The sequence below is a fragment of the Devosia sp. XK-2 genome (assembly GCF_037113415.1).
Lineage (GTDB): Bacteria > Pseudomonadota > Alphaproteobacteria > Rhizobiales > Devosiaceae > Devosia.
Genome location: NZ_CP146608.1, coordinates 1,391,222 through 1,415,870, shown reverse-complemented (window position 1 = coordinate 1,415,870; position 24,649 = coordinate 1,391,222). Strand labels below are relative to the sequence as shown.

Annotated in this window: 26 protein-coding genes and 1 tRNA gene; 12 read left to right on the top strand and 15 right to left on the bottom strand. The window is 61.8% G+C overall.

Going from position 1 to position 24,649, the window contains the following annotated elements:
* Position 1: 1 nt before the first annotated feature.
* Together rplM and V8Z65_RS06815 are read right to left on the bottom strand one after the other, a co-directional pair.
* Positions 2-466 carry a 50S ribosomal protein L13 gene (gene rplM / locus V8Z65_RS06820; RefSeq protein ID WP_338723382.1) on the bottom strand — a complete coding sequence of 155 codons (465 nt, stop codon included), beginning with the start codon at positions 464-466 and terminating at the stop codon, positions 2-4.
* 139 nt (positions 467-605) lie between these two features.
* The gene (locus V8Z65_RS06815) at positions 606-1,658 is read right to left on the bottom strand and encodes a COX15/CtaA family protein (RefSeq protein ID WP_338723969.1); all 1,053 of its coding nucleotides are present in this window, start codon (positions 1,656-1,658) and stop codon (positions 606-608) included.
* 79 nt (positions 1,659-1,737) lie between these two features.
* Here V8Z65_RS06815 and V8Z65_RS06810 point away from each other — a divergent pair, with 79 nt between their 5' ends.
* A complete protein-coding gene (locus V8Z65_RS06810; RefSeq protein ID WP_338723380.1) occupies positions 1,738-1,968 on the top strand; it encodes a DUF2842 domain-containing protein in 231 nt (76 codons plus the stop codon).
* Positions 1,969-1,998: 30 nt separating this feature from the next.
* Here V8Z65_RS06810 and V8Z65_RS06805 read toward each other — a convergent pair whose 3' ends face one another.
* Together V8Z65_RS06805 and V8Z65_RS06800 are read right to left on the bottom strand one after the other, a co-directional pair.
* Entirely contained in the window at positions 1,999-3,039 is a 1,041-nt protein-coding gene (locus V8Z65_RS06805) for a polysaccharide deacetylase family protein (RefSeq protein WP_338723379.1), read from the bottom strand.
* Positions 3,040-3,056: 17 nt separating this feature from the next.
* Positions 3,057-5,363: a GumC family protein gene (locus tag V8Z65_RS06800; RefSeq protein ID WP_338723377.1), complete on the bottom strand. Its 2,307-nt coding sequence runs from the start codon at positions 5,361-5,363 to the stop codon at positions 3,057-3,059.
* A gap of 172 nt (positions 5,364-5,535) precedes the next feature.
* On the opposite strand from V8Z65_RS06800, the gene V8Z65_RS06795 reads away from it, so the two are divergent.
* The 5 genes from V8Z65_RS06795 (at position 5,536) to V8Z65_RS06775 (ending at position 11,645) form a co-directional block, all read left to right on the top strand.
* Positions 5,536-6,087, top strand: a complete 552-nt coding sequence (locus V8Z65_RS06795) for a polysaccharide biosynthesis/export family protein (RefSeq protein ID WP_338723375.1) — start codon at positions 5,536-5,538, stop codon at positions 6,085-6,087.
* On the top strand, positions 6,087-7,217 hold the full coding sequence (locus V8Z65_RS06790; protein WP_338723373.1) for a glycosyltransferase: 1,131 nt from the start codon (positions 6,087-6,089) through the stop codon (positions 7,215-7,217). Before V8Z65_RS06795 ends, V8Z65_RS06790 begins: the two co-directional genes overlap by 1 nt.
* A gap of 99 nt (positions 7,218-7,316) precedes the next feature.
* The gene (locus V8Z65_RS06785; RefSeq protein ID WP_338723371.1) at positions 7,317-8,831 is read left to right on the top strand and encodes an undecaprenyl-phosphate glucose phosphotransferase; all 1,515 of its coding nucleotides are present in this window, start codon (positions 7,317-7,319) and stop codon (positions 8,829-8,831) included.
* A gap of 106 nt (positions 8,832-8,937) precedes the next feature.
* Positions 8,938-10,290 (top strand): hypothetical protein, encoded by a 1,353-nt coding sequence (locus V8Z65_RS06780; protein WP_338723370.1) that lies wholly within the window; start codon positions 8,938-8,940, stop codon positions 10,288-10,290.
* Positions 10,287-11,645 (top strand): O-antigen ligase family protein, encoded by a 1,359-nt coding sequence (locus V8Z65_RS06775; RefSeq protein ID WP_338723369.1) that lies wholly within the window; start codon positions 10,287-10,289, stop codon positions 11,643-11,645. The genes V8Z65_RS06780 and V8Z65_RS06775 overlap by 4 nt, the downstream gene beginning before the upstream one ends.
* On the opposite strand, the gene V8Z65_RS06770 is transcribed toward V8Z65_RS06775, so the two are convergent.
* The 6 genes from V8Z65_RS06770 to V8Z65_RS06745 form a co-directional block, all read right to left on the bottom strand.
* Positions 11,609-12,592 (bottom strand): phosphotransferase, encoded by a 984-nt coding sequence (locus V8Z65_RS06770; protein ID WP_338723368.1) that lies wholly within the window; start codon positions 12,590-12,592, stop codon positions 11,609-11,611. The genes V8Z65_RS06775 and V8Z65_RS06770 overlap by 37 nt on opposite strands.
* 60 nt (positions 12,593-12,652) lie before the next feature.
* Positions 12,653-12,729, bottom strand: a tRNA-Pro gene (locus tag V8Z65_RS06765).
* Between the two features lie 96 nt (positions 12,730-12,825).
* Positions 12,826-13,185 (bottom strand): hypothetical protein, encoded by a 360-nt coding sequence (locus tag V8Z65_RS06760; protein ID WP_338723367.1) that lies wholly within the window; start codon positions 13,183-13,185, stop codon positions 12,826-12,828.
* Positions 13,182-14,087, bottom strand: a complete 906-nt coding sequence (locus tag V8Z65_RS06755; protein WP_338723365.1) for a U32 family peptidase — start codon at positions 14,085-14,087, stop codon at positions 13,182-13,184. The genes V8Z65_RS06760 and V8Z65_RS06755 overlap by 4 nt, the downstream gene beginning before the upstream one ends.
* Positions 14,088-14,089: 2 nt before the next feature.
* Positions 14,090-15,067, bottom strand: coding sequence for a peptidase U32 family protein (locus V8Z65_RS06750; RefSeq protein WP_338723364.1), 978 nt, complete (start codon positions 15,065-15,067; stop codon positions 14,090-14,092).
* A 2-nt stretch (positions 15,068-15,069) separates the two neighbouring features.
* Positions 15,070-15,564, bottom strand: a complete 495-nt coding sequence (locus tag V8Z65_RS06745; RefSeq protein ID WP_338723363.1) for an SCP2 sterol-binding domain-containing protein — start codon at positions 15,562-15,564, stop codon at positions 15,070-15,072.
* Positions 15,565-15,673: 109 nt separating this feature from the next.
* On the opposite strand from V8Z65_RS06745, the gene V8Z65_RS06740 reads away from it, so the two are divergent.
* Both V8Z65_RS06740 and V8Z65_RS06735 read left to right on the top strand, forming a co-directional pair.
* Entirely contained in the window at positions 15,674-17,185 is a 1,512-nt protein-coding gene (locus tag V8Z65_RS06740) for a UbiD family decarboxylase (protein ID WP_338723968.1), read from the top strand.
* On the top strand, positions 17,182-17,763 hold the full coding sequence (locus V8Z65_RS06735) for a UbiX family flavin prenyltransferase (protein WP_338723361.1): 582 nt from the start codon (positions 17,182-17,184) through the stop codon (positions 17,761-17,763). Before V8Z65_RS06740 ends, V8Z65_RS06735 begins: the two co-directional genes overlap by 4 nt.
* Here the strand turns inward: V8Z65_RS06735 and V8Z65_RS06730 are convergent.
* Both V8Z65_RS06730 and V8Z65_RS06725 read right to left on the bottom strand, forming a co-directional pair.
* Positions 17,760-18,446 (bottom strand): NnrU family protein, encoded by a 687-nt coding sequence (locus V8Z65_RS06730; protein WP_338723360.1) that lies wholly within the window; start codon positions 18,444-18,446, stop codon positions 17,760-17,762. The genes V8Z65_RS06735 and V8Z65_RS06730 overlap by 4 nt on opposite strands.
* The gene (locus V8Z65_RS06725) at positions 18,443-18,895 is read right to left on the bottom strand and encodes a hemerythrin domain-containing protein (protein WP_338723359.1); all 453 of its coding nucleotides are present in this window, start codon (positions 18,893-18,895) and stop codon (positions 18,443-18,445) included. The genes V8Z65_RS06730 and V8Z65_RS06725 overlap by 4 nt, the downstream gene beginning before the upstream one ends.
* Positions 18,896-19,167: 272 nt before the next feature.
* Here V8Z65_RS06725 and V8Z65_RS06720 point away from each other — a divergent pair, with 272 nt between their 5' ends.
* From V8Z65_RS06720 to V8Z65_RS06705, 4 genes are read left to right on the top strand one after another with little or no spacing between them, the layout of a single operon-like run.
* Positions 19,168-19,416, top strand: a complete 249-nt coding sequence (locus V8Z65_RS06720) for a DUF2249 domain-containing protein (protein ID WP_338723357.1) — start codon at positions 19,168-19,170, stop codon at positions 19,414-19,416.
* A gap of 51 nt (positions 19,417-19,467) precedes the next feature.
* Positions 19,468-20,820 (top strand): hypothetical protein, encoded by a 1,353-nt coding sequence (locus V8Z65_RS06715; RefSeq protein WP_338723355.1) that lies wholly within the window; start codon positions 19,468-19,470, stop codon positions 20,818-20,820.
* Positions 20,817-21,329: a DUF2249 domain-containing protein gene (locus V8Z65_RS06710; protein WP_338723354.1), complete on the top strand. Its 513-nt coding sequence runs from the start codon at positions 20,817-20,819 to the stop codon at positions 21,327-21,329. Before V8Z65_RS06715 ends, V8Z65_RS06710 begins: the two co-directional genes overlap by 4 nt.
* Positions 21,329-21,637 carry a metal-sulfur cluster assembly factor gene (locus tag V8Z65_RS06705; protein WP_338723353.1) on the top strand — a complete coding sequence of 103 codons (309 nt, stop codon included), beginning with the start codon at positions 21,329-21,331 and terminating at the stop codon, positions 21,635-21,637. Before V8Z65_RS06710 ends, V8Z65_RS06705 begins: the two co-directional genes overlap by 1 nt.
* A 6-nt stretch (positions 21,638-21,643) precedes the next feature.
* On the opposite strand, the gene V8Z65_RS06700 is transcribed toward V8Z65_RS06705, so the two are convergent.
* From V8Z65_RS06700 to V8Z65_RS06690, 3 genes are all read right to left on the bottom strand, one after another.
* Positions 21,644-22,855 carry an NnrS family protein gene (locus V8Z65_RS06700; protein WP_338723351.1) on the bottom strand — a complete coding sequence of 404 codons (1,212 nt, stop codon included), beginning with the start codon at positions 22,853-22,855 and terminating at the stop codon, positions 21,644-21,646.
* Positions 22,856-22,932: 77 nt separating this feature from the next.
* Positions 22,933-23,637, bottom strand: a complete 705-nt coding sequence (locus tag V8Z65_RS06695; protein WP_338723350.1) for a Crp/Fnr family transcriptional regulator — start codon at positions 23,635-23,637, stop codon at positions 22,933-22,935.
* A gap of 97 nt (positions 23,638-23,734) precedes the next feature.
* Positions 23,735-24,619: an SUMF1/EgtB/PvdO family nonheme iron enzyme gene (locus tag V8Z65_RS06690; protein ID WP_338723348.1), complete on the bottom strand. Its 885-nt coding sequence runs from the start codon at positions 24,617-24,619 to the stop codon at positions 23,735-23,737.
* Positions 24,620-24,649: the final 30 nt, after the last annotated feature.

The window sequence follows — 24,649 nt, the reverse complement described above, 5'->3', positions numbered from 1 at the left end:
ATTACTTCACCCGGACGTTCTTGGAGTTCATCGCAGCGACGTCGAGCTTGGTCGGGTTCTGCGCTTCGTGGGGATGCTCAGTACCGGCGTAAACGCGCAGGTTCTTGAGCTGGGCGCGGGTCAGCGGACCACCCGGCATCATGCGGCGAACGGCGTTTTCAAGGACGCGGTTGGGGAAGCGGCCTTCGAGCAGCTCACGCGCGGTGCGGTCCTTGATGCCGCCGGGGAAACCGGTGTGCCAGTAGAAGCGGTGCTGGTCGAGCTTGCGACCGGTCAGCTTCACCTTGTCGGCGTTGATGACGATGATGTTGTCGCCCATGTCCATATGGGGGGTGAAGGTCGGCTTGTGCTTGCCGCGCAGACGCGAGGCGATGATCGAAGCCAGGCGACCCACGACCAGCCCTTCGGCGTCGATCAGGACCCACTGCTTCTCGATCTCGCTCGGTTTTGCCGAGTACGTGCTCATAAGCGAATTCCCTAAGATTCAAGCAGCCGGCCCACGGGGGACCGGCCAGTTCGAGCGGCTCTCTATGAGAGATTCACCAGCCCGTCAACACCCAATAATTTCATGCGCAAAATCAAATACTTATGAATGCGGTATTATTTTACCGCACCCGCCGCATATCCGCGATATAGCCCGCTGCAAGACCAGCCAGCATAAAGGCGAGCGCTTGGTGGCCGACTGCCAGCCCTATGGGAACGGCCATGAGCAGGGTGGCTATGCCCAAGCAGACCTGCAGCAGCACGATGGCGCCGATGCGCGGCAACCAGCCATGCACGCCGCCAAAGCCGCCATCCTTATAACGGCGCCAGATCAACCAGGCGATATAGGCGATGATGAGATAGGCAATGCCGCGATGGACGAACTGCACTGTCAGCGCGTTTTCGAACAAGTTGCGCCAGGCCGGGTCCATGGCGAATAGCCCATTGGGCACAATGGCACCATCCATAAGTGGCCAGGTCTGATAGCCCATGCCCGCATCAAGGCCCGCGACAAAGGCTCCTGCCCCAATCTGCAGGACGACGGCAAGCAGCAGGATGACGCCGGTGGTCATGTGAAAGCCCGTCACCCGTCCCAGAACACGGCCAGGAGACAAGGACCGGGCAACATAGACCAGGGCAATGAATAGCAGGCTGGCTGCGGTCAGATGCGCCGCCAGGCGATATTGCGAGACCGATGTCAGTTCCGTCAGCCCGGACGAGACCATCCACCAACCCAAAGCGCCCTGGAAGCCGCCGAGGACGAACAGACCGAACAATGGCCAGGCCAGATCGCGCGACAAACGCTTTTGAAACAGGAAGACCACGAAGGGCACAATGAACAGGACGCCCAGGAAACGAGCGATCAGCCGGTGAAACCATTCCCAGAAGAAGATGAACTTGAAATCGTCCAGGCTCATCCAGGAATTGAGAACCGAGTATTGCGGAATCTGCTTATAGGCCTCGAACTCGGCCTCCCAATCAGCCTGGTTCAATGGAGGAATGACACCGGAAATGGGCTTCCATGAGGTGATGGACAGGCCTGACTCGGTCAGGCGCGTGATGCCGCCAACAACCACAATGAGCAGGACAAAGGCCGCGAGCCCATAGAGCCAGATGCGAACGGGCCGCAAATGGTCACTGGCATAGCTGACTTGGCCCGGTGCGGCATCTTGCATGGCGTTCACGGCGCGATTTCCGGTTTCGACGAAAGTGCGGGAGTGGTAATCCCCTCGTCACCACCTCGCAACAGCCCAGATGCCGCACATGACCCAGCGCAGCCGCAAATTGATAGGCGCCTTCCTTCTGGTTGGCTCAATCGTCCTGTGGTCGATGCTGGCGACCTGGGTCTATCTGCTGCTGCCCGAAGGACTGCCAGGCCTGGTGCTGATCGTGTTCTTCATCGCCGCCGGCATGGGCTGGGTGCTTCCGGCCATGCCGTTGATCAAATGGATGGCCAAACCGGACGCCTCCCAGATCAAACGGTAGCAAGGTCGCTACGCGAATCTAATCAGTAGGTTAGCCGGTTAATTTGCCAAGTTGGGTGAAGAGACCGCCACTGGCGAAAACATCGACATAGCGGCGCTGCTGGAAGTAGCCGTTGAGCGAAACGCGGGGCAATTCGGTCGGTTTTTGCAGGTGGTGCGGGTAGAGGCCGCCCGGACGGGTGGTAACCGCCGTGCGGAAGCCGAGCTCTTTTGCCAGCGCGAATTCGCGGGTGCCGCAGGACAGTGGTCCGCCCAGCGGATAAGAAAAATGCGTCGGCCGGATGCCAAACTGGGCTTCAATCACATCCACCGATCGAGCCATTTCGTTGCGCGCCTGCTCGATCGGCAGTTTGGCCAATTCGTAGTGATGCACGGTATGCGCGCCGATGGTACAGAGCGGGTCACCGGCAAACAGACGCAATTCCTGCCAGGTCATGATCAGGTCGCGGCATTGCCGATCAAGATCATAGCCATAGGCCGCGGTGAACTCGGCAAGAAGGGCCAGACGATCCGGCTCGGGCAGTTGGCGCATGCGCCAGTAAAGCCTATCGAAAGCCTCGCGTTTCTGCGCCAGGGTGCGGGTTTCGACATATTCAGTTTCGTCCGCTTCGGTAAAGGCCACCGCGTCCTGACGGGCTATGATGTCCTCAATGGCCTGCCACCAAAGTTGTCCGACCCCGTCAATGAAGGCCGTGGGCACGTAAAGCGTGAAGGGCGCCTGATGCGCTTGCAGGATCGGCAGCGCATAGCGCAGGTTGTCGCGGTAGGCATCGTCAAAGGTCAGGACGACGAATGGACGCCCCCGCTTTGGGGCCGCCAGACGCCCCAACGCCTCATCGAGACTGACAATGTCGATGCCCAATTCGACCAGACGTTCCAGGCAATATTCGAGAAAATCCGGTTGTATCTGCAGAATTGCATTGGGCGAGAAGTCGGCAGGCTCTTCAGGCAGGACGCGGTGGAGCGTGAAGATCACGCCGCGTGAACGCGACAAGAGCCGGAACAGGTGAGGCATGCCGGTGAGCCAGAGCAGCTCGAAGCTGGCGCGAATGGCGGCATATTTGAGCGACATCTGGCGTCTCTCGGCCGTCAGGCCGCAACCGGCTCGGCGAGCGCGGTGATCTCGACACGTGCCAAGCCGGCATTCTCCAGCCGCTGCCGCGCCAGTTCAGCACGATCCAGCTTGGTCTCATCATCGGCCACCAGCACCACGCGGCCGCCGAGTTCGACAAACAGGTCCAGCGAAGAGGTGCCTGCGACCTGCCCCGTCAAGACGATGACGACCTCGTAGATGTCGCCCAACGCTTCAACCAGCGTGGCTGGACGGCTAGACTGGCGGTCAATCTCGATGCCCTTGCCCCAGGTGACTTCGGCAAAGCCGTTATCGGCCGATTTCTGCACGACATTGCCGAAGCTGGCGCTGCCCTGGCTAAGATCGGTGACACCCGGCTCATGGGTCTGCCGGCCGGTGCCCGCGTCGATCAGGGCGACGCTGAGCCCCTTTGAGATCGCATCGCCAATCAGGTCTTCAGCCAGCACGCGGCTCGATTGGCCACCCTGGTGGTCAGCAAGCAGCAGCAGATGTGTGCGCCCCAGTGCCAGGTCGGAGATAAGATCGGTATAACGGAGCACCCGGGCCGGCTTGGCCGTAGCACTGTCCTGATCGGTGGACGACATCACTTCCGGGACTACGGAGGACTTTGCGGCAATTTCATCCCTAGCCCGGCGGCTGGCAGCGGAGATTCCCGCCATTTGCTCGCGAATGAAGGTGCGAACCGCGTCCGAGGCGGGATCAGCATCCGGTGTTGGTTTCGCGCCCGGTTTCGTTTGCACGGCGGCGGAGGGGCGCATGTCGGAAAGGTCTCCGGCGAGCTCGTCGAGAGGCGACAGGTCGTGGCCGGCCGTTGAGGCAAGAACCTCCTCTTCGCCCTCAGCTTCCCAGCGCTGGTCGGGCTCCAGTTCCTCGACGTCGAAAGGGGCTTCCTCAAGCACGTCGCCCCCCAGACTCTCCCGTGTCACAGGGGCCAGGGCACGGCCCGACATCAGTTCCCCGAAGGCCGCGGCGCCGACCTGTACGACGACGGACAGTACGCCAACGGCGATCATGATCAATGTCGTCTTTGGCGAGGCGGCCGTTACCGACGGCGCCGCCTCGGACACGACACGAACGTCCGGCAAAGCGGAGTTGGCATCGACACGCGAGGAGGCTTCATTAAAGCGCAGGAGATAGGCCTCCAGCAGGTCACGCTGCGCCTTGGCTTCCCGCTCCAGGCTATCCAGGGTGACGGTTTCGCGGGTGGCCAGCGAGGCACTGGACTTGGCCCGCGCCAATTCGGCCTGCAGCGAGGCTTCCAGATCGGCCTCGATTTTGGCCTCCGCCTCGAGCGCGGCCGCCACACGGCCTCCTTCGATGCGGATCTGGTTGTTGAGCTCGGCGATCTGCGCGTTGAGCGCACGTATCGAGGGATGGTTCGAGAGCAAGGTCGCGGAGCGCTGCGCCTGTTCGCCCTGCAGGCGCGCCTTTTCCTCGCTCAGCCGCTGAATAACGACGGAATCCTGAACGTTGGCCACGCCCTCGATGGGCTGACCACGTTCGATCAGCCCGCGGATCAGCGTAGCGCGGGACATGGCTGCGCTCTTGCGCTCCTGCGCAGCGGTGATCTGACCGGAAATATTGGAGAGTTCCTGATCGAGCAGGCTGGTATTGTTCTGGCCGGTGAACAGATCGTTCTCGACCCGGAAATTGGCGACCGCCGACTCCGCATCCTGCACGGCCACGCGCAGCCGGTCGATTTCCTCGCGCAGCCAGCCGGTGGCGTCGGCAGTATCGGATATGGACAATTGCGCCCGCCGCGCCACATGGGCCGAGGCGACCGCATTGGCTATGCGCGCCGAGAGCTCCGGATCTGTGGTGCTGACCGTCACCGAGATAATCCGGGAGTCGCGCTCCTGGGCGACGTTGAGGCGCTCGTAGAGGGCCGTCAGCACCGTTTCGTCAATGCTGTTGGGCGTAGCAGCGCGGCGGCCAGCGATCTGCATGATCATGGCAAGCGGCGAAAAACCGGAGGCGGAACCGTTGAACTCGGGCACGGAGCGCAAATCCAGCTCATCGATCACGCCGAGCAGCGTGTCTCGCGACTTCAGCAGTTCAATCTGGCTTGAGACGACGCCAACCTCGTTCCCCGAGATCGAGGGCGCCTGCTCGTTTGAGGCGCGCACATAGGGGCTCGAACGCGGCTCTACCAGGATGGCCGAAGAGGATTCGTACATTCGCGGCTGAAACATCAGAACAACGAAAGCGGCCACGAGCAATCCGAGCGTTATGAGCAGGATGCGCGGAAGGCGCCGAATAATGGCCGAGAACAGTGCAGCCACATCAATCCGCGTGTCATCCATTGGTGATTGTTCGTAGGTCATAACGGGCCCTCAATAACGTCCTAGAGCTAAGCCATGCATGGTCAACATTGGGTTAACCCGTCCCGCATGGTGCAACAGCGCGCACCGGCCATAAGCGAAATCTTAACCATGAACCGCCAGACTTCGGACAATTCGAGGATTTGGGATTCTTATGCGCTGGCTATCACTTATCGCCGTCGTCGCGACGCTTGTACTGTCTGGCTGCGCAACGACGCGCCCCTCGAGCTATCTTGTCGACACCAAGGGGCCATATCTGCTTGATACGGGCGATATCGTACGGGTAACTGTTTATGGCGATGCCGAGTTGAGCAAAACCTATAAAGTCGATGACAAGGGGGCGATTGCGTTCCCGCTGGTCGGGCCGGTGCAAGTGCGCGGCAGCACGACCGAGAATGCCGCACAGCGCCTGGCGCGCGCGCTCGCCAATGGCTATATGCGCAATCCCGACGTCGCGGTGGAAATCGACCAGTATCGCCCGTTCTTTATACAGGGCGAAATCAAGTCGTCCGGCCAGTTCGCCTATGTTTACGGCATGACTGTGCGCGCCGCGATCAGCACTGCCGGCGGCTATACCGAAACGGCCGACCGCAACCGGGCTGTAGTCTATCGGCGCCAGGGCAACGAAATGGTCAAGGGCTCGGTGGAACTGGACTTCCCGATCTTCCCGGGCGACACGATCGTGGTGCAGGAGCGCTGGTTTTAGTGTCCAATGAGGGCGGCTTCCGCATCCTGCAGGTTCTGAGGGCGCCCGTCGGTGGACTGTTCCGACACGTCGCCGATCTGACACGCTTTCTGGCCGCCAACGGACATGACATTGGCCTGGTGATCGACAGCGTCGCCAATGACGCCCAAACAGAATCGCTTCTGGATGCGCTTGCGCCGCATGCCGCGCTGGGCATTCACCGCCTGCCAATGCCGCGTCTGTTTGGAAGGGGCGATCTGTCGACGCCTTTTGCGGTCGCCTCGATAGCGCGGAAGCTACGCGTCGACATCGTTCACGGCCATGGGGCGAAGGGCGGTTTTTACGCCCGGTTGGGGGCCTATGGCCCCAAGCAGTTCAAGGTATTCTATACGCCGCATGGTGGCGTTCTGCATTTTTCCAAGGACAAGCCGTCGGGGCGCCTCTTCCACCGGCTGGAGCGGCTGCTGATGCGGCAGACCGAGGCGATCATCTTCGAAAGCGCCTATGCCGAAAGGACCTATTCGGCGCTGATCGGCAGGCCAACCTGCCACAGCATCGTGATTCACAACGGGATACGGCCCGAGGAGTTCGAGCCGGTGCAGCAAGAGCCGGACGCCGCGGATTTTGTCTTCGTTGGCGAGTTGCGGGGCCTAAAGGGGATATTGCCCCTGGTCGAGGCGCTGGCCATGACCAAGCGCCCGAATGGACAGCCAGCAACCTTGGTGATGGCCGGTGACGGCCCGGATCGCGGCGCGCTGGAGGAACGCATTGCTCAGCTTGGACTGGGCGAACGGGTGCGGCTCGTAGGCTCCAAGCCCGCGCGCATGGTTTTCGCCTGGGGCCACTGCGCCGTTGTGCCGTCGCTGGCGGAGTCCCTACCCTATGTCGTGCTGGAGGCCGCTGCAGCCCAATTGCCGGTCATCTCGACCACTGTGGGGGGAATACCGGAAATTTTCGGGCCGACGGCTGAACACCTGATCGAACCAGGCAACGCGAACGTGCTGGCCGAAGCAATGACGCGCGTATTGGCCGACAAAGCCGCAGCACAAGCCGAAATGCGCCAGCGGCTGGATCACATCGCGGCCGGCTTTTCGGTGGACCGCATGGCCGGCGAAATCGAGCAGCTATACCGCCGGGCAACCTCGCGGTAACCCTTAAGGAATTCCGCTTCACTGCGCCTTGTGGCTTCACCGAGTATAAAGGTCTGCCGACTAACGATACTGCGCAAAACCATAGCACCGGTAAGCCCCATGTATCGCGTCGACCCCCAAAAGGCCATCGAGGACCATGCATCGCGCCAGGAAAATCCTGGCCAGGCGCGCCTATCAGACGCTGCCGAGCGGATTATCGCGGCGCCGGTCGACCGGACGCTTTCCGGCGCCGTGGTGGTGGGTGTTGCCCAGGTGACCGAAGCGGTGCTGCTGGTACTGCTGGGCTATGGCATCCACCTGGCCCTGATTGCGCCCCGCCAGGACGGCTTCTACATTCCGGTGATCATGGCGAGCGTGTTGATCGCCAATATTGCGCTCAATGCCGTCCGTTCCCATCGCATAGTGACCTATCGCACATTGATGCCGCAGGCCGGACGGGTGCTCAGCGCCTGGACTGGCGTGATGTTGCTGCTGGTCGTCGGTTTCTTTGTTCTCAAAGCGGGTGATGAGCCTGCCAAGGCCTGGCTGCTCGCCTGGTTCCTGTCCGGCGCGGTCATGCTGATCGTCTTCCGCCTGGCGCTGCGCAGCCTGGTCTTGCGCTGGACTGCGCAAGGCCGGCTGAAAAGGCGCACCGTCATTGTCGGTGGCGGCGAAGACGCGGCATTGCTGATCGCACAAATCGAGGCTGGTGCCGATAAGGACATCAACTTGCTCGGCTTGTTTGACGACCGCGTGGGCAAACGCTCTCCCGATACGGTATCGGGCTACCAGAAACTGGGTAAAGTCTCCGATCTGATCGAGTTTGCGCGGCGCACGCCGGTGGACCTGGTGCTCGTTTCGATGCCGCTTTCGGCAGAGAAAAGGGTGCTGGACATGCTCACCCAACTCTGGGTTCTGCCCGTCGATATCCGCCTTTCCGCCCATATGAGCAAACTGCGCTTCACCGAAAAGGCCTATTCCTATGTCGGAGACCTGCCGGTTCTGGACATTGCCGACAGGCCCATTTCGGACTGGAACCTGATCTTCAAATGGGCCTTCGACAAGGTTGTGGCCTTGACGGCGCTGATCCTGCTTTCGCCGGTCATGCTGGCTACGGCCATTGCCATCAAGCTGGAAAGCAAGGGGCCCGTGTTCTTTGTGCAGAACCGGCATGGCTTCAACAATGAACTCATTCGCATTTACAAGTTCCGCTCGATGCGCACGGACATGCTCGATGCCACGGCTTCAAAGCTGGTGACCAAGGACGATCCGCGTGTGACCAGGGTAGGCAAGTTCATTCGCCGCACCTCGATCGACGAACTCCCGCAATTGCTCAATGTGCTCAAAGGCGAGTTGTCCATCGTCGGGCCCCGTCCGCATGCATTGCAGGCAAAGGCGGAAAACCAGCTCTATTACGAGGCGGTGGAAGGCTATTTCGCGCGCCATCGCGTCAAGCCCGGCATGACCGGCTGGGCGCAGATCAATGGCTGGCGTGGAGAGACCGATACGGTCGACAAGATCATGCAGCGCGTCAATCACGACCTTCACTATATCGAGCACTGGTCGATCCTGTTCGATCTCTACATCGTCGTCATGACGCCGTTCCGCCTGTTCACCTCTGAAAACGCCTACTGACCGGATGCATTATTCGATCGCGTCGCGCTTGGCAGGACTGACGATGCTTTGGGCCTTTGCGGGCCCGACGGCATTCGCGCCGGCATATGCTATCGACGAGATTTGTATGGACTGCATCAGCGTGCGCGTCGGGCCGCCGCAGGTGGTGCGAGGCCCCTTCCCCGATGAGCTCGACGCCACCTTTGCCGCAATAAGACTGCCCGACGGGCGCTTTCGCGGATTTACTGCCAATGGCGCGACCTATGCGGTGGATGGCGACAGCATCTCCGACATGGGCGGCCCTCGGCGCGCCGTTCTGCAGCCCGGTGCGCCCGGCAGCATCAATGATTGTGGTCGCTGGCTGACGTCCACAGCGCGTGCCGCCGACACGCTTATCGGCTTTGTGCATCAGGAGCGTGCCTGCGACTACAATGTGGGCCGTACGGATAAATCCATGGCGATAGCGACGTCGCGCGACGATGGCCTGACCTGGACGGATCTGGGGACGATCATCAGCGGCATGGACTCGCCGCAGCCGGACCGGATCACCGGCGAGGGAGACTGTTCTCTGGTCGACGGACATGACGGTTTTTTCTACGCCTATTGCCTCAGAAACTCCGACTGGCAGACCATTGTCGCACGAGCTCCAGCGCGTGCGCCGACCGATTGGCGCAAATATTACGACGGCGCATGGCGCGAACCCGGTTTAGGTGGCGCAGCCACCGATATCGGATTTGTGGGCACCGGTGCGGCCTATCTTGAGGATGAGGGATGGGTCGCGGCAGTGGCTACCGACCCCTGGTTCGGCGGCCTGCGCCTCTCCCTGTCGCGGGACAAGATCGCCTTTACCGATCTCGATGAGCCCTTGGTGCCCATTGACGATGCGAATTGGGACCGCCCCGCGCCAACCGACCTCTCCGTTTATGCTTCGCTGCTGAACCCTGAAACTGGCGGCAACACTATCGGCGGTCGATTTGTGCTGAGCTACATCTTTGTTCCGGCCGGCAAGGGATTCGAGAGCCGCTATCTTGTGCACAGGGATGTGACACTCAACGCGCATGCAGAACCGCGTCCGGTTCAGGCAGGCGTGGCTCTCGTCCGGTGGCAGGACCCGATGACCAAGCGCTTCGTGTCCACCACGGGAGCGCTCACGGGCGAACGCGCCGATTATCGAATGGACACTATCGTGGCCTATGCGCTCACGCGCGCGCCCCACAATTCGGCCAGCGTCAAACTGGTTGAGTGTGAGGCCCCCCTGCCCGCTCTCGATCAGGCGGTGGCTGAAGATGGCAGGTGTGGGGAACAGGCAATGGTGCAGGGCCGAACCGCGGGTTGGCTATTTGCCAGCGAGGAAGCCGGATCGGTGCCGGTCTACCGCTGCCGCGCCAATACCGATCAGGCGTCTTTCATTTCGGGCGCATCGGATTGCGAAGGCTTGGGCGTGATCGACCGGCTTCTGGGATATGGACTGGCACGATGAGCTTGGACAGTTACGTTGCCGACCGGAATGCAGTCCCGCAGGTGAGCCTTGCTGGTCTGCGGTTTGCAATCCTATCGACCCGCAATTTCGTGTTCCTAGTCGCCATCCTGGCCATGAACTTCACGCTGTTCCGTCCCTCGCCAGTGGATCTGCTGTTCGTTCTGGCCTTCCTGATCACCCTCGTGCATATCGCGTTGCAGGACAGGATCGAGGTTTCGCGGCGCGCCCTGCTGCTCTCGCTTCTGGCTGCTTCCTGGCTGGGCTCGAGCGTGATCGCCTCACTGCCGCATATCGCCGACGGTGCCGTAGTATTCGAGCTTATCTCCAAGACGTTCGCCATCGCCATCGCGATTATCGGCGCTTTCGTCTCGATGACCTGGAACCGCCGGCATTTCGAGACCTTCATGAAGGTCTATATCGTTTCGTCCCTGATCGCCACGATGCTGGGCACGATTGGCTTTCTCACGCAGCATCCCCTGCTGACCTGGGACGGCCGGGCCAAAGGCCTGATCGATGACCCTAATATGTACGGAACTTTTCTGATCCCGGCAGCGGTCTTCTGCGTCTACTACCTGCCGCGCACCCGGTACAAACTGGTGGTCACGGCCGCGCTGGGTATCGTCATGCTCGGCATTCTGCTGTCGTTTTCGCGCATCGCCGTGGTTGGCGCGATGGTTTGCCTTTTCGCCTATATGGCCTTTCAGAACCGCAAGAATCCGCGCCGCCTGGTGCTGATCGCCGGTGGCCTGGTGGCGATCGCCTTGGTGTTGCTCGGGATTGCCAGCGTCACGTCTGCCGAGTTCACCGCCAAACTGTTGGATCGCCTGACCTTGGCCAAGTCCTATGACTTGGGCGAAGAGGGCCGCTATCACCGTTATCTCCTGGTGATCCCGATGATTTTGCAGAACCCGTTCGGCATTGGCGTCCTGCAACTGGAAAAGATATTTCCAGAGCCGATCCACAATGTCTGGCTCAGCTCGTTCGTCAACTATGGCTGGACCGGTGGCATAGCCTGGATATCCCTGGTGGCCGGCAGCGTCTTTGTGACCATTCGCAACTATCGGCGCACGCGGAACGAGATCACCTTGGCACTGCTCTTTTCGCTCATTGGCGTCATATTGGGGGCAACCCTGCACGAGGGCGAACACTGGCGGCAGATGTGGTTGATGTTCGGCCTGATCTGGGGCTTTACCAGCTCACGACCCGGGCTGACCGAACCGCCGCCGTCTCCGCGGGCCATCAGAGGACATGCTCGGCCAGCCCACATGCGGCGACGGGCTACGGCCTCACAACGCCCCGTGACCGCGCGGCGGAAACCTCAACCAATTCCAGGCCAGATCGGGCCCGCAAGGTAACGGTCGGCCAGATCAGCCGTGCCTTGCGCAAAGCCTTGGACATGAGTTTGTGCAAGGCTGGTTTCAGCATGCGAACCAATCCAGGCCAGGAGCGCCATGCGCCGCAGCATGACCATGGAATCAAGCATTTCGGCGTCCCGGTCGGAAAAGGGCCGAATGGTCCGGTAGGCATCGAGCCACGCCGCTTTGAGCGCCGGCACTGCCTTATGCGTTTCGTGAAAGGAAATCGCGGCTGCAAAGTCGTAGCCGAACCAGCATAGGCCGCAATCATCAAAATCGATGAGTGAGACCTGGTCGCCGGCCACCAGCAGATTGCCCAGGCGCATATCGGCATGAATCAGCCCATAGCGGTCCGGACCGGTTCCATAATCGGCAAGACGCTGGCGCAGGCGGTCCTGCATGCGGTCCAAGACGTCGCGCACAGCATCTGTAACGCCGGGCGCAACACGCCAATCGCCCCAGAGGCCGTCGGCATCAAGTATGGCTCGGGCAGTCCAGGCCTGGCGCTCAAATCCTGCCGGCCTCTCCCAGCCCATGACATGTTTGTGCAATGCTGCCGCATAAGCACCGAGGACCGAGAACAGGTCGACCAGATTGCTTTCCGGCGAAGGCTCATGCCCGGGAATGAAATGGAAGAGGACGGCGTGATGGACGTGGCCCGCCGACGTCGTGAAGCGCTGCAGCAGCTTGCCATCGCGGCCGACAATGGGCTCGGGGATGGCCAGTTCTGTCTGCCGGTGCAGGGCCTCGAGCCAGGCCAGCTCACTTTCGATATTGGCCATGCTCTGATAGTCCGGCCGGTGTACGCGCAGGCAATAGGCCTCGCCATGTGGCGCGGAGAACAGGAATGTATGGTTTTCAGAGTGATTGATCAGCTGGGGAACTGCGCCGGCAAGCTCGTCCCAAAGCGGGATGGCATTTTCCAGGTCGCTCTCTCGTAGCGGCATGGTCGGCTCCGGCATTTGGACTGGACCGCCATTGGCCCCAACTGGCGGATCGAAAGTAAATGGTCGGAGCGGCCGGATTTGAACCGACGACCCTTTGTCCCCCAGACAAATGCGCTACCAGGCTGCGCTACGCCCCGACTGCGCGGACAGATAGAGATTCCGGGCGTTTAGTGCAACCCTGTTTTTGAGGTGGATGTGAACAAACCGGAAGCGGCCCATTCCAACAAGCGCGCTCAGGACAGCGGCCCACCTATTCGACGAAGGTCTGCCGCGCCGCGCAGGGCATGTTCGGAGATGTCCTCAAAAAGGTACGCAAATTCGACGAGCACCCCCCGGTCAGTTTCCACCCAACTGATATCGTCCAGCTCGGCCAGCAACTCAACCAAGCCGGCAATGGCGGCCCGGCGATGCCGCGATGACAGAAGATGGCGGCGAATCTCGCGTTGCCGCTCCATTTCGGTGAACCGCCCCAAGGCGTCGTTCACTCGCTGCCGGCAGTCGCAATCAAGAGCGACCGTGCCAATGATCGAGCGGATGCGTTCCACCAACGCGTCCGGCTCGGCGATGCTTCGAACAGGATCGGAATTGTTCATGCGGCTATCCATTCCATGCCGGCGAGGCCATGCAGGAAGCCGTTTGAATAGGGCGCGTCCGGATAGACGGTGTTGAGCATGGCGATACCCTCTTCCGGGGTTACATGTCCGTCGCGCACAGCGGCATATATCTCCGCCACGGCCACCATGTCGCAATGCTGCGGCGAAAGGCGCAGATGCGTCACCCCGAGCCTGGCCAGGGCGGATAGATCGTTGAGAAGAACCTGGCAGTGTCGCGACATGGTTTGTACGCCATTGACCGTGAGAAATGGCTGGCCGTCAAGCGTATCGACGTCGAGACCGTCGGGGTCTTCGCCGCACACGAACTGACAATTATCCTTGGTATGGCCTTTGGCCCTGGCATGAGCGCAGCGCGCGGATATCGCCAATGGCAGGCGTCCAAAAGCGATGATTTCGTATTCGATTTCTGGTGCGCCGGCGATTATCGAGGCGATCGAGGTCGCAGAGAGCTCCGGACCGAAGCAGATTCGGGTGGCCCCGCGCTTGGCCAGCAATCGCGCGGTGGCCCCGTTATAGACATTCACGAACGGGCCAACGAGGTGCGGTTTACCTGCAAGCGCACGAAGCGCCGACAGGTCGTTGGCTTCGGCCAATCCGGCCTCGGTGGCAAGGCGCCGCGTCTGGACCGCTTCGCGCTCGAGCGTGACCAGAGAGAGTGACGCCACGGCCACCGCCTTGCCGGCCTGGGTCAGCCGTTCGACCACCTGGGGCAGGAAGGGCCGGGTGAAATGGTCTCGCTTTGAACAGACCACTTCACCCAGCGTCACCGCATCGACATGCCCCGATTCAGCGATGCGGTAATAGAAATCGCGCCATTTCTCGCCGGACCACAGATAGGGGACCGGACCGATGGTAATCTTGAGGGCGGATGGTTCGGGCATAGTCAGCGCCATTTCTTCTCGTATGCCCCGGCGGTTGTGCGCTGGCCCTCGCTCAGCCGACGCAGTTGCGCCAATTTCTCTGCGCGCGCTTCCCTGGGGGCCTCCAAAGCCGCGCGGAGGCTCGACACGACCTGAGCGACATAGGCCTTGCCGCGCTGGCGGCCTTCGATCTTGAGGGCGGTGACGCCAGCCGAGCGCAAGGCGTCGAGATGCTCCATGACATCGAGGCTTACAGGGTCCTCGAAAGCGTAGCCGTCGTCGGCGGCGATATGGAACCGCCCCTTGCACAATGTTGGGTAACCTGCCGGCTCGTCGCTGCCGAAACGGTTGATCGTGAACCCTCCCAGTTCCGAGACCATTTCCGGACCATCGTCGCGATAGTGGACATGGCTGGCGGGGGAGCAGACGCCCTGCACATTGGGCGATTGCCCCGTAACATAGGAGGATAGAGAACAGCGGCCTTCGGCCATGACGCAAAGTCCGCCGAAGGCAAAGACTTCAAGTTCGCAATCGACCTGCCGGGCCAGATTGGCAATTTCCGGCACGGTCAACACGCGCGGCAGAACAAGGCGCTTGGCCCCGAAGCTTTCCACAAGAAGACTGATCGCGTCGACATTGGAGGCAGAAGCCTGCACCGAAACATGCAGGCGTTGGTTCGAATGGACGCTGGATACGTAGTCCATCAGCGCCATGTCGGCGAGAATGACGGCATCGGCGCCTGCCGCCACGGCATCGTCGGCGGCACGATACCAAGTGTCCTCATGGCCGGCCCGCATGAACGTGTTGAGCGCCACATAGGTCTGCACGCCCCGCGCGTGGCCATATGCAACGGCCTGGCGCAATTCGTCGCGGGTGAAGTTGAGACCGGGGAAGTTGCGCGCATTGGTTTCGTCGCGAAACCCGCAGTAAACTGCGTCAGCACCCGCCTCGACGGCTTCGCGATAGGCGGCCGGGGTTCCGGCCGGGCAAATGAGTTCCATGTCTATGCCAGGCCTTTGAGCGCGCGGTGACGAATATGTTCGGCAAGTTGTCGAAACGGCCCGGCCAGAGGGCCGGCCATGGCGGCTAGGTCGCTGGGCAGATCGAAGCTGCAATCGTCGAGGGCATTGCGCAGGGCCAGCATCGCCTCCATGTCGCCGGTGACCGAAAGACTGCGCGAAAAGAACACGGCATCGCCATCGATCCGACCCTCAAGAAGTGCCAGCAGCGTCAGTATGGGGCCTGAGATCGTGGCATCGGCACGCGGCGCAGAGGCCTTGCGGACGGTATGTATAAACCCGTTGGCCGGGTGCACGAGGAAGACAAGATCGAGATCGGTGGGCACGAAGCAGAAGCGCTTGCCGGCTTCCTTTCCGAGGCGGTCGAACAGGTCAGGGTGCTGCTGCAACGCCCGGCGGAACGCCTGGTTGACGACGCGCTGCACCAAGGCAACGGGCAGTTTGTCCAAGACCAGGGATAATGGGCGCGGCAGCAGCATCTGGCGGCTCCTGTTAGGTGGGACGCGAGGGCAGTCTTATCGGGTCGCCATTGGCTGCACATTGATGCAGCGCAAGGAACATCAGATCTGGCTCTGGCAAGGCTTGACCATGATTCACCCCTTGCTACCCGCCCCCCGTCATCCCATCGCTCAGTCACTGGCCCTATTTGTGCAGCAGCTCGAGAAGCGAGGGCTACTGCATCGGGTCAATGAACCAATCTCGATGAGACATGACATCACGGAGGTGCACCGGCGCGTGCTCGCAGCCAATGGACCTGCCTTGCTGATCGAAAGGCCCATAGGAGGTGACGGAAGACCCTCGACCATACCGGTCCTGGTCAATCTCTTCGGCAGCACGGAGCGTATCGCGCTGGGCATGGGGCTGGATGTGCAAGAGCTCGAACCGTTAGGCGAAGGGCTAGCGCAATTGCGTTCGCCGAGGCCGCCGCGCGACCTGCGCTCGGCCTGGGCGCAGCGGGATATGCTGCGCGCGGCGCTGAACCTTCGCATGAAGACGATCGCCAAGCCCGGATGTCAGGACATTATCTGGCGCGGCAATCAGATTGATCTCAACCGCCTGCCGGTCCAGACCTGCTGGCCGGGCGAGCCGGCTCCGCTCATCACCTGGCCGCTGGTCATCACGCGCTCGCCCATCGATCCGACCGACATCAATGTCGGCGTCTATCGGATGCAGGTGTTGGGCCGGGACCGCGCCATATTGCGCTGGTTGCCCACCAGAGGTGGAGCCCGCCACCATAGATTGTGGCGTGAGCGGGGAGAGGACATGCCTGTTGCCGTGGCTATCGGTGCGGACCCAGCGACGCTGCTGGCCGCAATCATGCCCCTGCCGGACGGCCTGAATGAATTGGGTTTTGCCGGCGTTCTGCGCCGCCACCAGAGCCGCGTAGCCTGTGGCGTAAGCGTTGCGATGCCAGTGCCGGCGGAGGCGGAAATCGTGCTGGAGGGCACTGTCAGCGCCACCGAGACCGCAGCTGAAGGCCCCTATGGCGACCATACCGGCTACTACAATTCTGTCGAACCATTTCCGGTGATGACGCTCAAAGCGGTCACGATGCGTCGCCAGCCGATCTACCTTTCCACCTATACCGGCCGGCCGCCGGACGAGCCATCGCGCCTGGGCGAGGCCATGACGCCGCTCTTCGTGCCCTTGGTGCGGCAACAATTCCCGGAAATCGGTGATTTGTGGTTGCCACCCGAGGCCTGTTCCTATCGCACCATGGTGGTGTCCATCGACAAGCGCTATCCGGGTCAGGCGCGGCGGGTGATGATGGGGCTATGGTCCATGCTGCCGCAATTCTCCATGACCAAGCTGATCATCGCAGTCGATCCGGACATCAATGTGCGCGACTGGCCCGATGTCATGTGGGCGGTGGCAACACGTTTCGACGCCATGCGCGACCTGATCGCCATCCCCGACACACCAATCGACTATCTTGACTTCGCCTCACCCCAACCAGGGCTGGGCGGCAAGCTCGGTCTGGATGCGACAAACAAGATCGGAGCTGAAACCACCCGCGAATGGGGAAGAACATTGTCTATGTCCGATGAGGTCCGCGCGCGCGTCGACGCCATGTGGTCTGAACTGGGCATCCCGCAATGACTGGCAATGCTCGCGTAGTGCTGGCCCTGACAGGCGCGTCGGGCGCGGCCATCGGCATTCGTATCGCCGAACGCCTCGCCACCAGGAATGATGTGTCAACGCAACTGATCGTCTCCGATGCGGCCCGACGCACGCTTACCCATGAGGTAGGCCCCGATGCCTGGGATCGACTGGCCGGTCACGTAGAGGTGGTACATCAGGCAGACGATATCGGCGCCACGCTTGCCAGTGGATCGTTTCGGACGGCGGGGATGATCGTGGCGCCATGTTCGATGCGAACCCTGGCGGCGATTGCCACCGGCCTGTCCGATAATCTGATAGCGCGGGCCGCAGATGTGCATCTCAAGGAAAGGCGACGTCTGGTACTTCTGACGCGGGAGACGCCGCTGCATTTGGGTCATCTACGCAACATGGTTGCCGTGACCGAAATGGGGGCAGTCGTCATGCCGCCTGTGCCCGCCTTCTATCACCTGCCGCAAAGCGTCGCCGACCTTGTCGACCATCTTGCGGCCCGGGCCATCGACATGATCGACCTGCCCGGAGAGGCCGAAGCAAGCGCCTGGAATGGCGATGCCTAGGACGATGCCAATGCCAATGGGTCGGCGCTGAACAGGCTGGCATGACCGCCGGCAAGCAGCCAGATCGTGACCACAGCGCTCACCATCAGGCCGATGACCATTGGTCGATCAAGGCTCAATGCCGCGCGTCCTCTGATAATAGCGGCAAAGGGAAGGACGGAGCTGCTTTTGGTCTCGGCACTCCATGAAGCGCCGAGGCGACGACGGTTACGGCGTTCCGTCATGACCATTCCGATGACGGCAAAAATACCCAATGCGCCAAAGAGCATAACGCTTCTTAGATCGCCATTGACCACGAGATGCCCGAAAGCCCACAGAACGAAGCCCCAAAGCACCGGATGGCGGGTGACGGCAACAATTGCACCCGCCTTTTCTTCTCCACGCCTGAAGCTGATCGAAAGCGGATTGGGACTGATGAGCCCGGCCACGAGCAAGAAGAGCGCGACCGGCACCGATGCGATCGCGACCCATGCCTGCCATGCCGCAGGAGCCCAGAGCTCGAGATAATCAAGGGCGAAGGCGGCCTGAAAGACCCAGGCCAGGGCGGCAATGGATATGAGGGAGTAAGTAGCGAGGTAGAGCCTGCGTCCAAGGATCGCCACCAGCCTTTGCCGGATACCGGGAATGGCCGGGATGGAATGCAGGGCAAGAAAGACGGCGAAAGCCAGAATAAACGTGATCAATGGACGACCCGATCCGTTGGCGCGATGTCCTCCAGCAGATCGAGCAGATCCTGCTCGGCATATACGTGGCGACGAACGCTCTCGAAGAAGCTGCGAAGCATGTAGCCGATCGCATCGGGCGATAAAATACTCCTGCCCCAGATCAGATCACGCAGCGCCTCCTCGATTTCCATGGCGGCCTGGTGATCGAAATCGTGTTCCTGCCTCAGCCTCTCGGCCACCCGCTGCAATCCGGCGCGTCCTGACGCCAATAGGCGCGGCATCAAGACCCGGCCTTCTCGGGCGTGGGTTGTCACAAGCTGCTCGGCGACGGTACGGGCCAGCATCTGGCATTGCGCGATTGGAACATTGTCTGGCAGTCCATCGGCAACTTCCTCGAGGCTGACGCAGATATCGAGCAAACGGGAATAACAGTCCATCAGCTCGGTTATGTCGGTATCGTGCATCATCGCTATGCCTCCGGTGCGCCGAGGCCTCTATTTTGGCGTTCCATTGCCCGCCCGGCTTTGCTGTGGATCAAGGTAGGTGCTCTTGCCGTCACAGCCCCAAACAGGGTGCGGGGTGTGAACCAGATAGTTGGCCTCGCTCAATATCCGGTACCGGCACCGGCAATTTGCGTTGCGACAAAGTGAGTTCGTTCCGGCGTAGCTAAGCTGCGAACCGTCCGGGCGCCTGGCCGCCGCCCGGACACGATCTGTTATTGGCGGCCAGGACAGGACAGATGGCAGAAGAGAACGAACTCGCCTTCATCGACGTGCGCACTATCCAGCCGCGGGAGCGGCATCCGAAAATCTTTGCCATGGCCAATGCGCTGGCGGTCGGAGACAGTTTCGTGATCATCAACGACCACGACCCGCGACCGCTGCATTACCAGTTGCAGGCCGAATATCCCGGACAATTCTCCTGGACTTATCTCGAGAGCGGTCCGGAGGTCTGGCGGGTGCAACTGGGCCGCGCTGTCGCCGCCTGACTTTGCAGCAAGGCGCCGGTCCCAGTCGGCGCCTTCACCTGGAGCCTCACCATGCAAATGGCCACGATATCGCGCTGGACGCTCGCCTTTTTCGGCTGCGCGCTGGTCGCCTTGTTGCTGGCGCTGCTCCTGCTCACGTCGGGATACGGCTATCCCAATGCCGCAGTCGCGGCGCCCGAAACGCTCATCGTGGTTCACCTGATCATGATTGGCTGGTTGAGCCTTTTGATGCTCGGGGCGCTGCTGCAATTCCTGCCCGTATTGGTGGGTCGGGAACTGGCCCTGCCCCGTCTGGCGCCCATGATGCTCGCTGCAATCGTCTCGGGACTCGCGCTTTTGCTGGCCGGATTTGGCGGCCTTTCGGGATGGTCGGGGGCAAATGCGGACCTCATGCCCCTGGGTGGCAGCATCATTCTTGCCGGCTTCGTTCTGGGCGCCATCAGCCTGTTTGCCACCCTGTTAAGCGCCAAATCGTTGCCGCTGCCGGCGGGCTTTGTCGCCGTGGCGCTGATGAGCGCCCTGGTGGCGGTGCTGATGGGCGACACCTTGGCCGCAGCGCTCGCAGGGCTGGTCGGGGGCGACTTTTCGATCGCCCTTGTCACGCATGGGGTTTCCCTGCATGCCGGGTTCGGCCTTGGGGGCTGGTTGACCCTGGCGGCCGTGGGCGTGAGCTACCGGCTGCTTGCGATGTTCATGATTGCGCCCGAGCGAAAGGGCCTTTGGCCGCAAATCGCTTTTGGAGCGGCCGTATTGGCCCTGGCCATGCTGTGCGGCGTGCTGGGCGTGCTGCTGGTGTCGAGTACCTCGTGGGCCCTTGGCCTTGGCGTAGCGGGAGCAGCGGCATTGGCGGCCCTGGCCGCCTATTTGGCGGACATCACTGCCCTTTATCGAAGTCGCCGCCGGCGGGCGCTGGAATTGCATATGGTGGCGGCAATCGGGGCATTTGCCATGCTGGGACTGGGTGCTGCATTGCTTTTCTGGGCGGTGATAGGCAATAGCGAGGCCGGTGCCGCCGCAGCGGTCTATCTGCTCGGTCTGGGGTGGCTCAGCGGTCTGGGCCTTGCCATGCTCTACAAGATCATTGCCTTCCTGACCTGGCTCGAATGTTTCGCGCCCCTGATGGGGCGCACGCCCACACCGAGGGTTCAAGACCTGGTGCGCGAGAACCATGCGCGGCATTGGTTCGCGCTCTATTTCGCAGCCACGCTTTTGGGAGGCGCGGCTATCCTGCTTAGCGCGCCAGCGTTGCTGCAGGGCGCGGCGGCCCTGCAATTGGCCGCGGTCCTTTTGCTTGCCCATCAACTCATCCGCGCCCGCCGGCTGGCCGACCTGCCAGAGCCCTGGCGCAACCATCCCAGGCCGCGCCTGCTTATGCCGACGCCAAGGCAAAGGAGCTTTCCATGATTGAACCTTATGAACTCGACGTGCGCCCCCTGCTGCGCAATGGTGGCGAACCTTTTGCAGCCATTATGGGCGCCGTGAACAATCTGGTGCCGGGCCAGGGGCTGAAACTTTATGCCACATTCAGACCAGAGCCGTTGTTCCGCGTCATGGAGGTCAAGGGTTTCAGCTATGAGGCCACGCCGATCGAAAATGGCGAATGGCAGGTGCTGTTCACCCCGCAGGAGACGGACAATTCACTGGCTTCCCGAGCGCGCGACAATGATCCGGACAACTGGCCCGACCCGGCGTATTTCCTCGATTGCACCGACATGGACCCGCCCGAGCCGATGGTTCAGATACTCGCGCAGCTCGAGGTCATGCCCGAGGGACAGGTATTGTTCGCGCTTCTTGAGCGTGAACCGGTATTCCTCTTTCCCGAACTGCAGGCCCGCGGACATCTCTGGGTCGGCGATTTCGACGCCGATGGCGCGGCCTATCGACTGATGGTTCGCGCCGGCAAGGCCGATTGATGCAGGCCTCGCGTATGGAGCTGGAGGCCGATATTCGCGCGGCCCTTCGCCAGGTGATCGATCCGGAACTCGGGCACAACATCGTCGACCTCGGCATGGTCTATGATGTGGATGTCGGTGAGGATGGCGCCGTCCGGCTGTTGATAACGACGACAGCGCGCTTTTGCCCCGCATCGGCATTCCTGCAGGAGGCCGCCGCGGCGGCAGCCAGCGCGGTGCCGGGCGTTGGGCCGGTCAGCGTGGACCTGACCTATGACCCGCCATGGACCCCGGACAAGATGGCGCCGGAGCTGGCGGTTCGGTTTTAGCATCGGTCAGTCAGGCCGCGTCTTGCGCCTTGCCAGCAAGACCGGAGCATATTCCACGAGGTAGAGCGCGAAGGCGATCATCCAGCATAGGCCGCTCGCCGAGATCAGGGTCATGTAGTGGTCAGACCAAAGCGTCGCTACGGGGCGCAACAGGGCCCCGGCGATCAGGAAGCCATCGCTGGTGACCGTCAGCGGAGATGCCGTTAGTGGCAGGCCTGTGTGACCACGAGTGGCGCGGGTCATAATGGCGAGGGTCATGAGGCCGATGGCGCCAATGGTGAAGACGTGAAGCGCGGAGGCCGGGCCCAGCAACCCCAAAGGCACCAGGGCCACACAGGTAAATCCGACCGGAAGCGCCGCATAGGCGATATGGAGCACCAGAACCAGTCGTTCCCTGCCCGTTTGCCAGCCCTGCCATCGCGTGAGCCTTATTGCATGCAACAGCGCCGCCAACAGGCAGGCCACGCCCGTCTCCCAGCGGTCGGGCCAGACGATCCAGACCGAGAGCGCTGCCAACGCCCCCAGCAAGGCTGTCGTATCAAACGGGCCGTAGGGTGCGGGAAGACTGGTCGCGTGCCGCTTCGCCAACCAATTGCGAGTGAAGCTGGGGACGATACGGCCACCAATAATGCCGATCAGCATGATATAGGCGGAGACGGCCAGCCGACTGGCCAGTCCCGTGCCGGCATCGATCAGGACCAGCGCGTGGAAGCCGCCATTTGCACAGGCGAGAGCGAGAACACCGGCCAGGACTTTGAGGTCACGCCACTTCCTTCCCGCAGCCACCTCGCGCAGGCAGATGGCAAAGAGCAGCGGCAGGAAGGCGCTATCAAGTGCGATGGCCCAGCCAACACCGATGGCGGACGGTGCGATGAGCGCCAACCGCCCCGCAAGCCAAACCAGGAAGAGCGCGGCAAGAGACGCGCCCGAAACCGGCAGTCGACCTGTCCAATTGGGAATAGCGGTGAGCAGAAACCCCGCCAATGCAGCGGAGCTGTAGCCGAACAGCATCTCATGGGCGTGCCAGGCCGGTCCGCCATAACCGGCGCCGATAGGCAGGCCGAGTGCCAGCGCCCCAACCCAGAGCCCCATCGCCAGCACTGCCCATAGGCCGGCGCCGAGGAAGAAAGGCCGGAAACCATAGGCCAGGATGACGGGCCCCGTGTGAGCAATGCCACGAGGCACCGGCTTGCGCTTTATGGAATCGGTATAGGCCATGATTGTCTCCGAGCAGGCTGCCTACCCCGCCTAGCCCGTGACACCGATCCGCTCCTTGCTTTGCCGCAAGCAAGAGCTCAGTTGCGCACCGAGGCCCCCTCGGCCAGCGCCTCAAGACGCTCCTTGTCGCGAATCAGCAGTTTCTGTCGCCCGCCCTTGACGATGCCCTGGCTCTCCCAGGCGCTGAACAAACGTGACACTGTGTGCAAAGTGGTGCCCGTCATCTCGGCCACATCCTGACGAGACAGCGGAAAATCGATGCGGACGCCGTCCGCTTCGTTTCGTCCGGCCTGAGCCATCAGCCGCAGCACTGCATGGGCCACCCGGCGCTCCACCTCTTCGGTGGACATCTCGCGAATGCGAGTATGGGCCTCCTGCAGGCGCTGGCCGATCGTGCGCATGGCATTGACGGCAAGGCGCGGGTTCTGCTCGACAAAGCTGCCCCAGGCCTCGTTGGGCCAGCACATCACCACGCTTTCTGCAGCGGCAACCGGTGTGCCGGGGTAATCGTCGCGCTGCAAGGCCTGGGCGAAACCAAAGAGATCGCCGGGATGAACGACACGAACGATGATCTGCTGCCCTTCCGGTGTCACCTGGGTGACTTTCAAGCGGCCATGCAGCAGCAGGTAGAACTGGTTTGCCTTCTGGCCCTGCTCAAACACGGCTTCACCGGCCGGCACGCGGCGCATGGTCGCGCGCGACAGGATACGATCGAGATCGGGATCGGCCATATCGGCAAACAGAGGGAGGCTTCGCACCAGGCTGCGGTCGATATCGGCCAATGCAAAATCCCCCGACTCTTGACCTATCCTCGATACATCAAAAGTCACCGGGATGATACCTGCGCCGCGGTCGCAGCCGCCTCGGAACAAGCGGTGCTCAGCGGCCTATCCAGCCGAACCAGCCGCCGGGCCCGGCACCGCGCCGAACGAGGCGGAACCCCAGATTGTCAGGCGGAACCCCAACCGAACAGCCGCCACTCTTGGGATCTCGAATGAAAAAGCTCGTCGCGCCGCGATGCTTGCCCTCGAGCACGCGGATCGTGCAAGCGGGCTGCTCGCTGACGATGCTGCCGGCCTCATCGACATGTACGCGGCGATGGCAAGTCTCTGTCCATTCCCATACATTGCCCGACATATCCACGATGCCGTTGCTGTTGGCGCCGAAGCTGCCCAATGGGCGAGGATCTGGATCGGCCGAGCGATTGCGGGCAGCTTCAGCGCGATAATTCGCAATCCACCGCAAAGCCGGATTGGTCGGGTCGTCCATTAGGCCCAGGGCATCGTCCTCGAAGCGCTCGGCTGCGGCATAGGCCCATTCGGCATCAGTCGGAAGGGCCCATATTTCTCCGGTCGCGCCGCTCAGCCAGGCTGCATAGTCGAGCGCATCCTGATAGTTCACTCCGGTTACGGGCGTGCCATCGAGGCCGGCATTGAAGGCCGGCGGACAGGCCTGGTCAGCGACGCAGCGCGCATAGTCCTCGACGCTGACCTGGTATTGCATGATGGTAATCGGATGCTCGAACGCGATCGTCGTGATGGGAGCATCCATAGGGACGTTGTCCTGCAGATAGTGCCCCTCGACACGGTAAGTGAGTTGTCCGGGAGGCAGAGTGACCGTGACAGGGCGCGCAATGTCGCTGGGGCGAAACAGAGCCGGCAACGGCACGAGTTGAACCGCCAGGGCGGCAAATGCCAATACCAGCAGGGCCGCCGGCAAGATGAGTGGTGCCAGGTCCTTGGGCCGGGCAGTAAGAACGGTCATCTCCGCCTCCAGGACGGTGCCGGCGCCAAG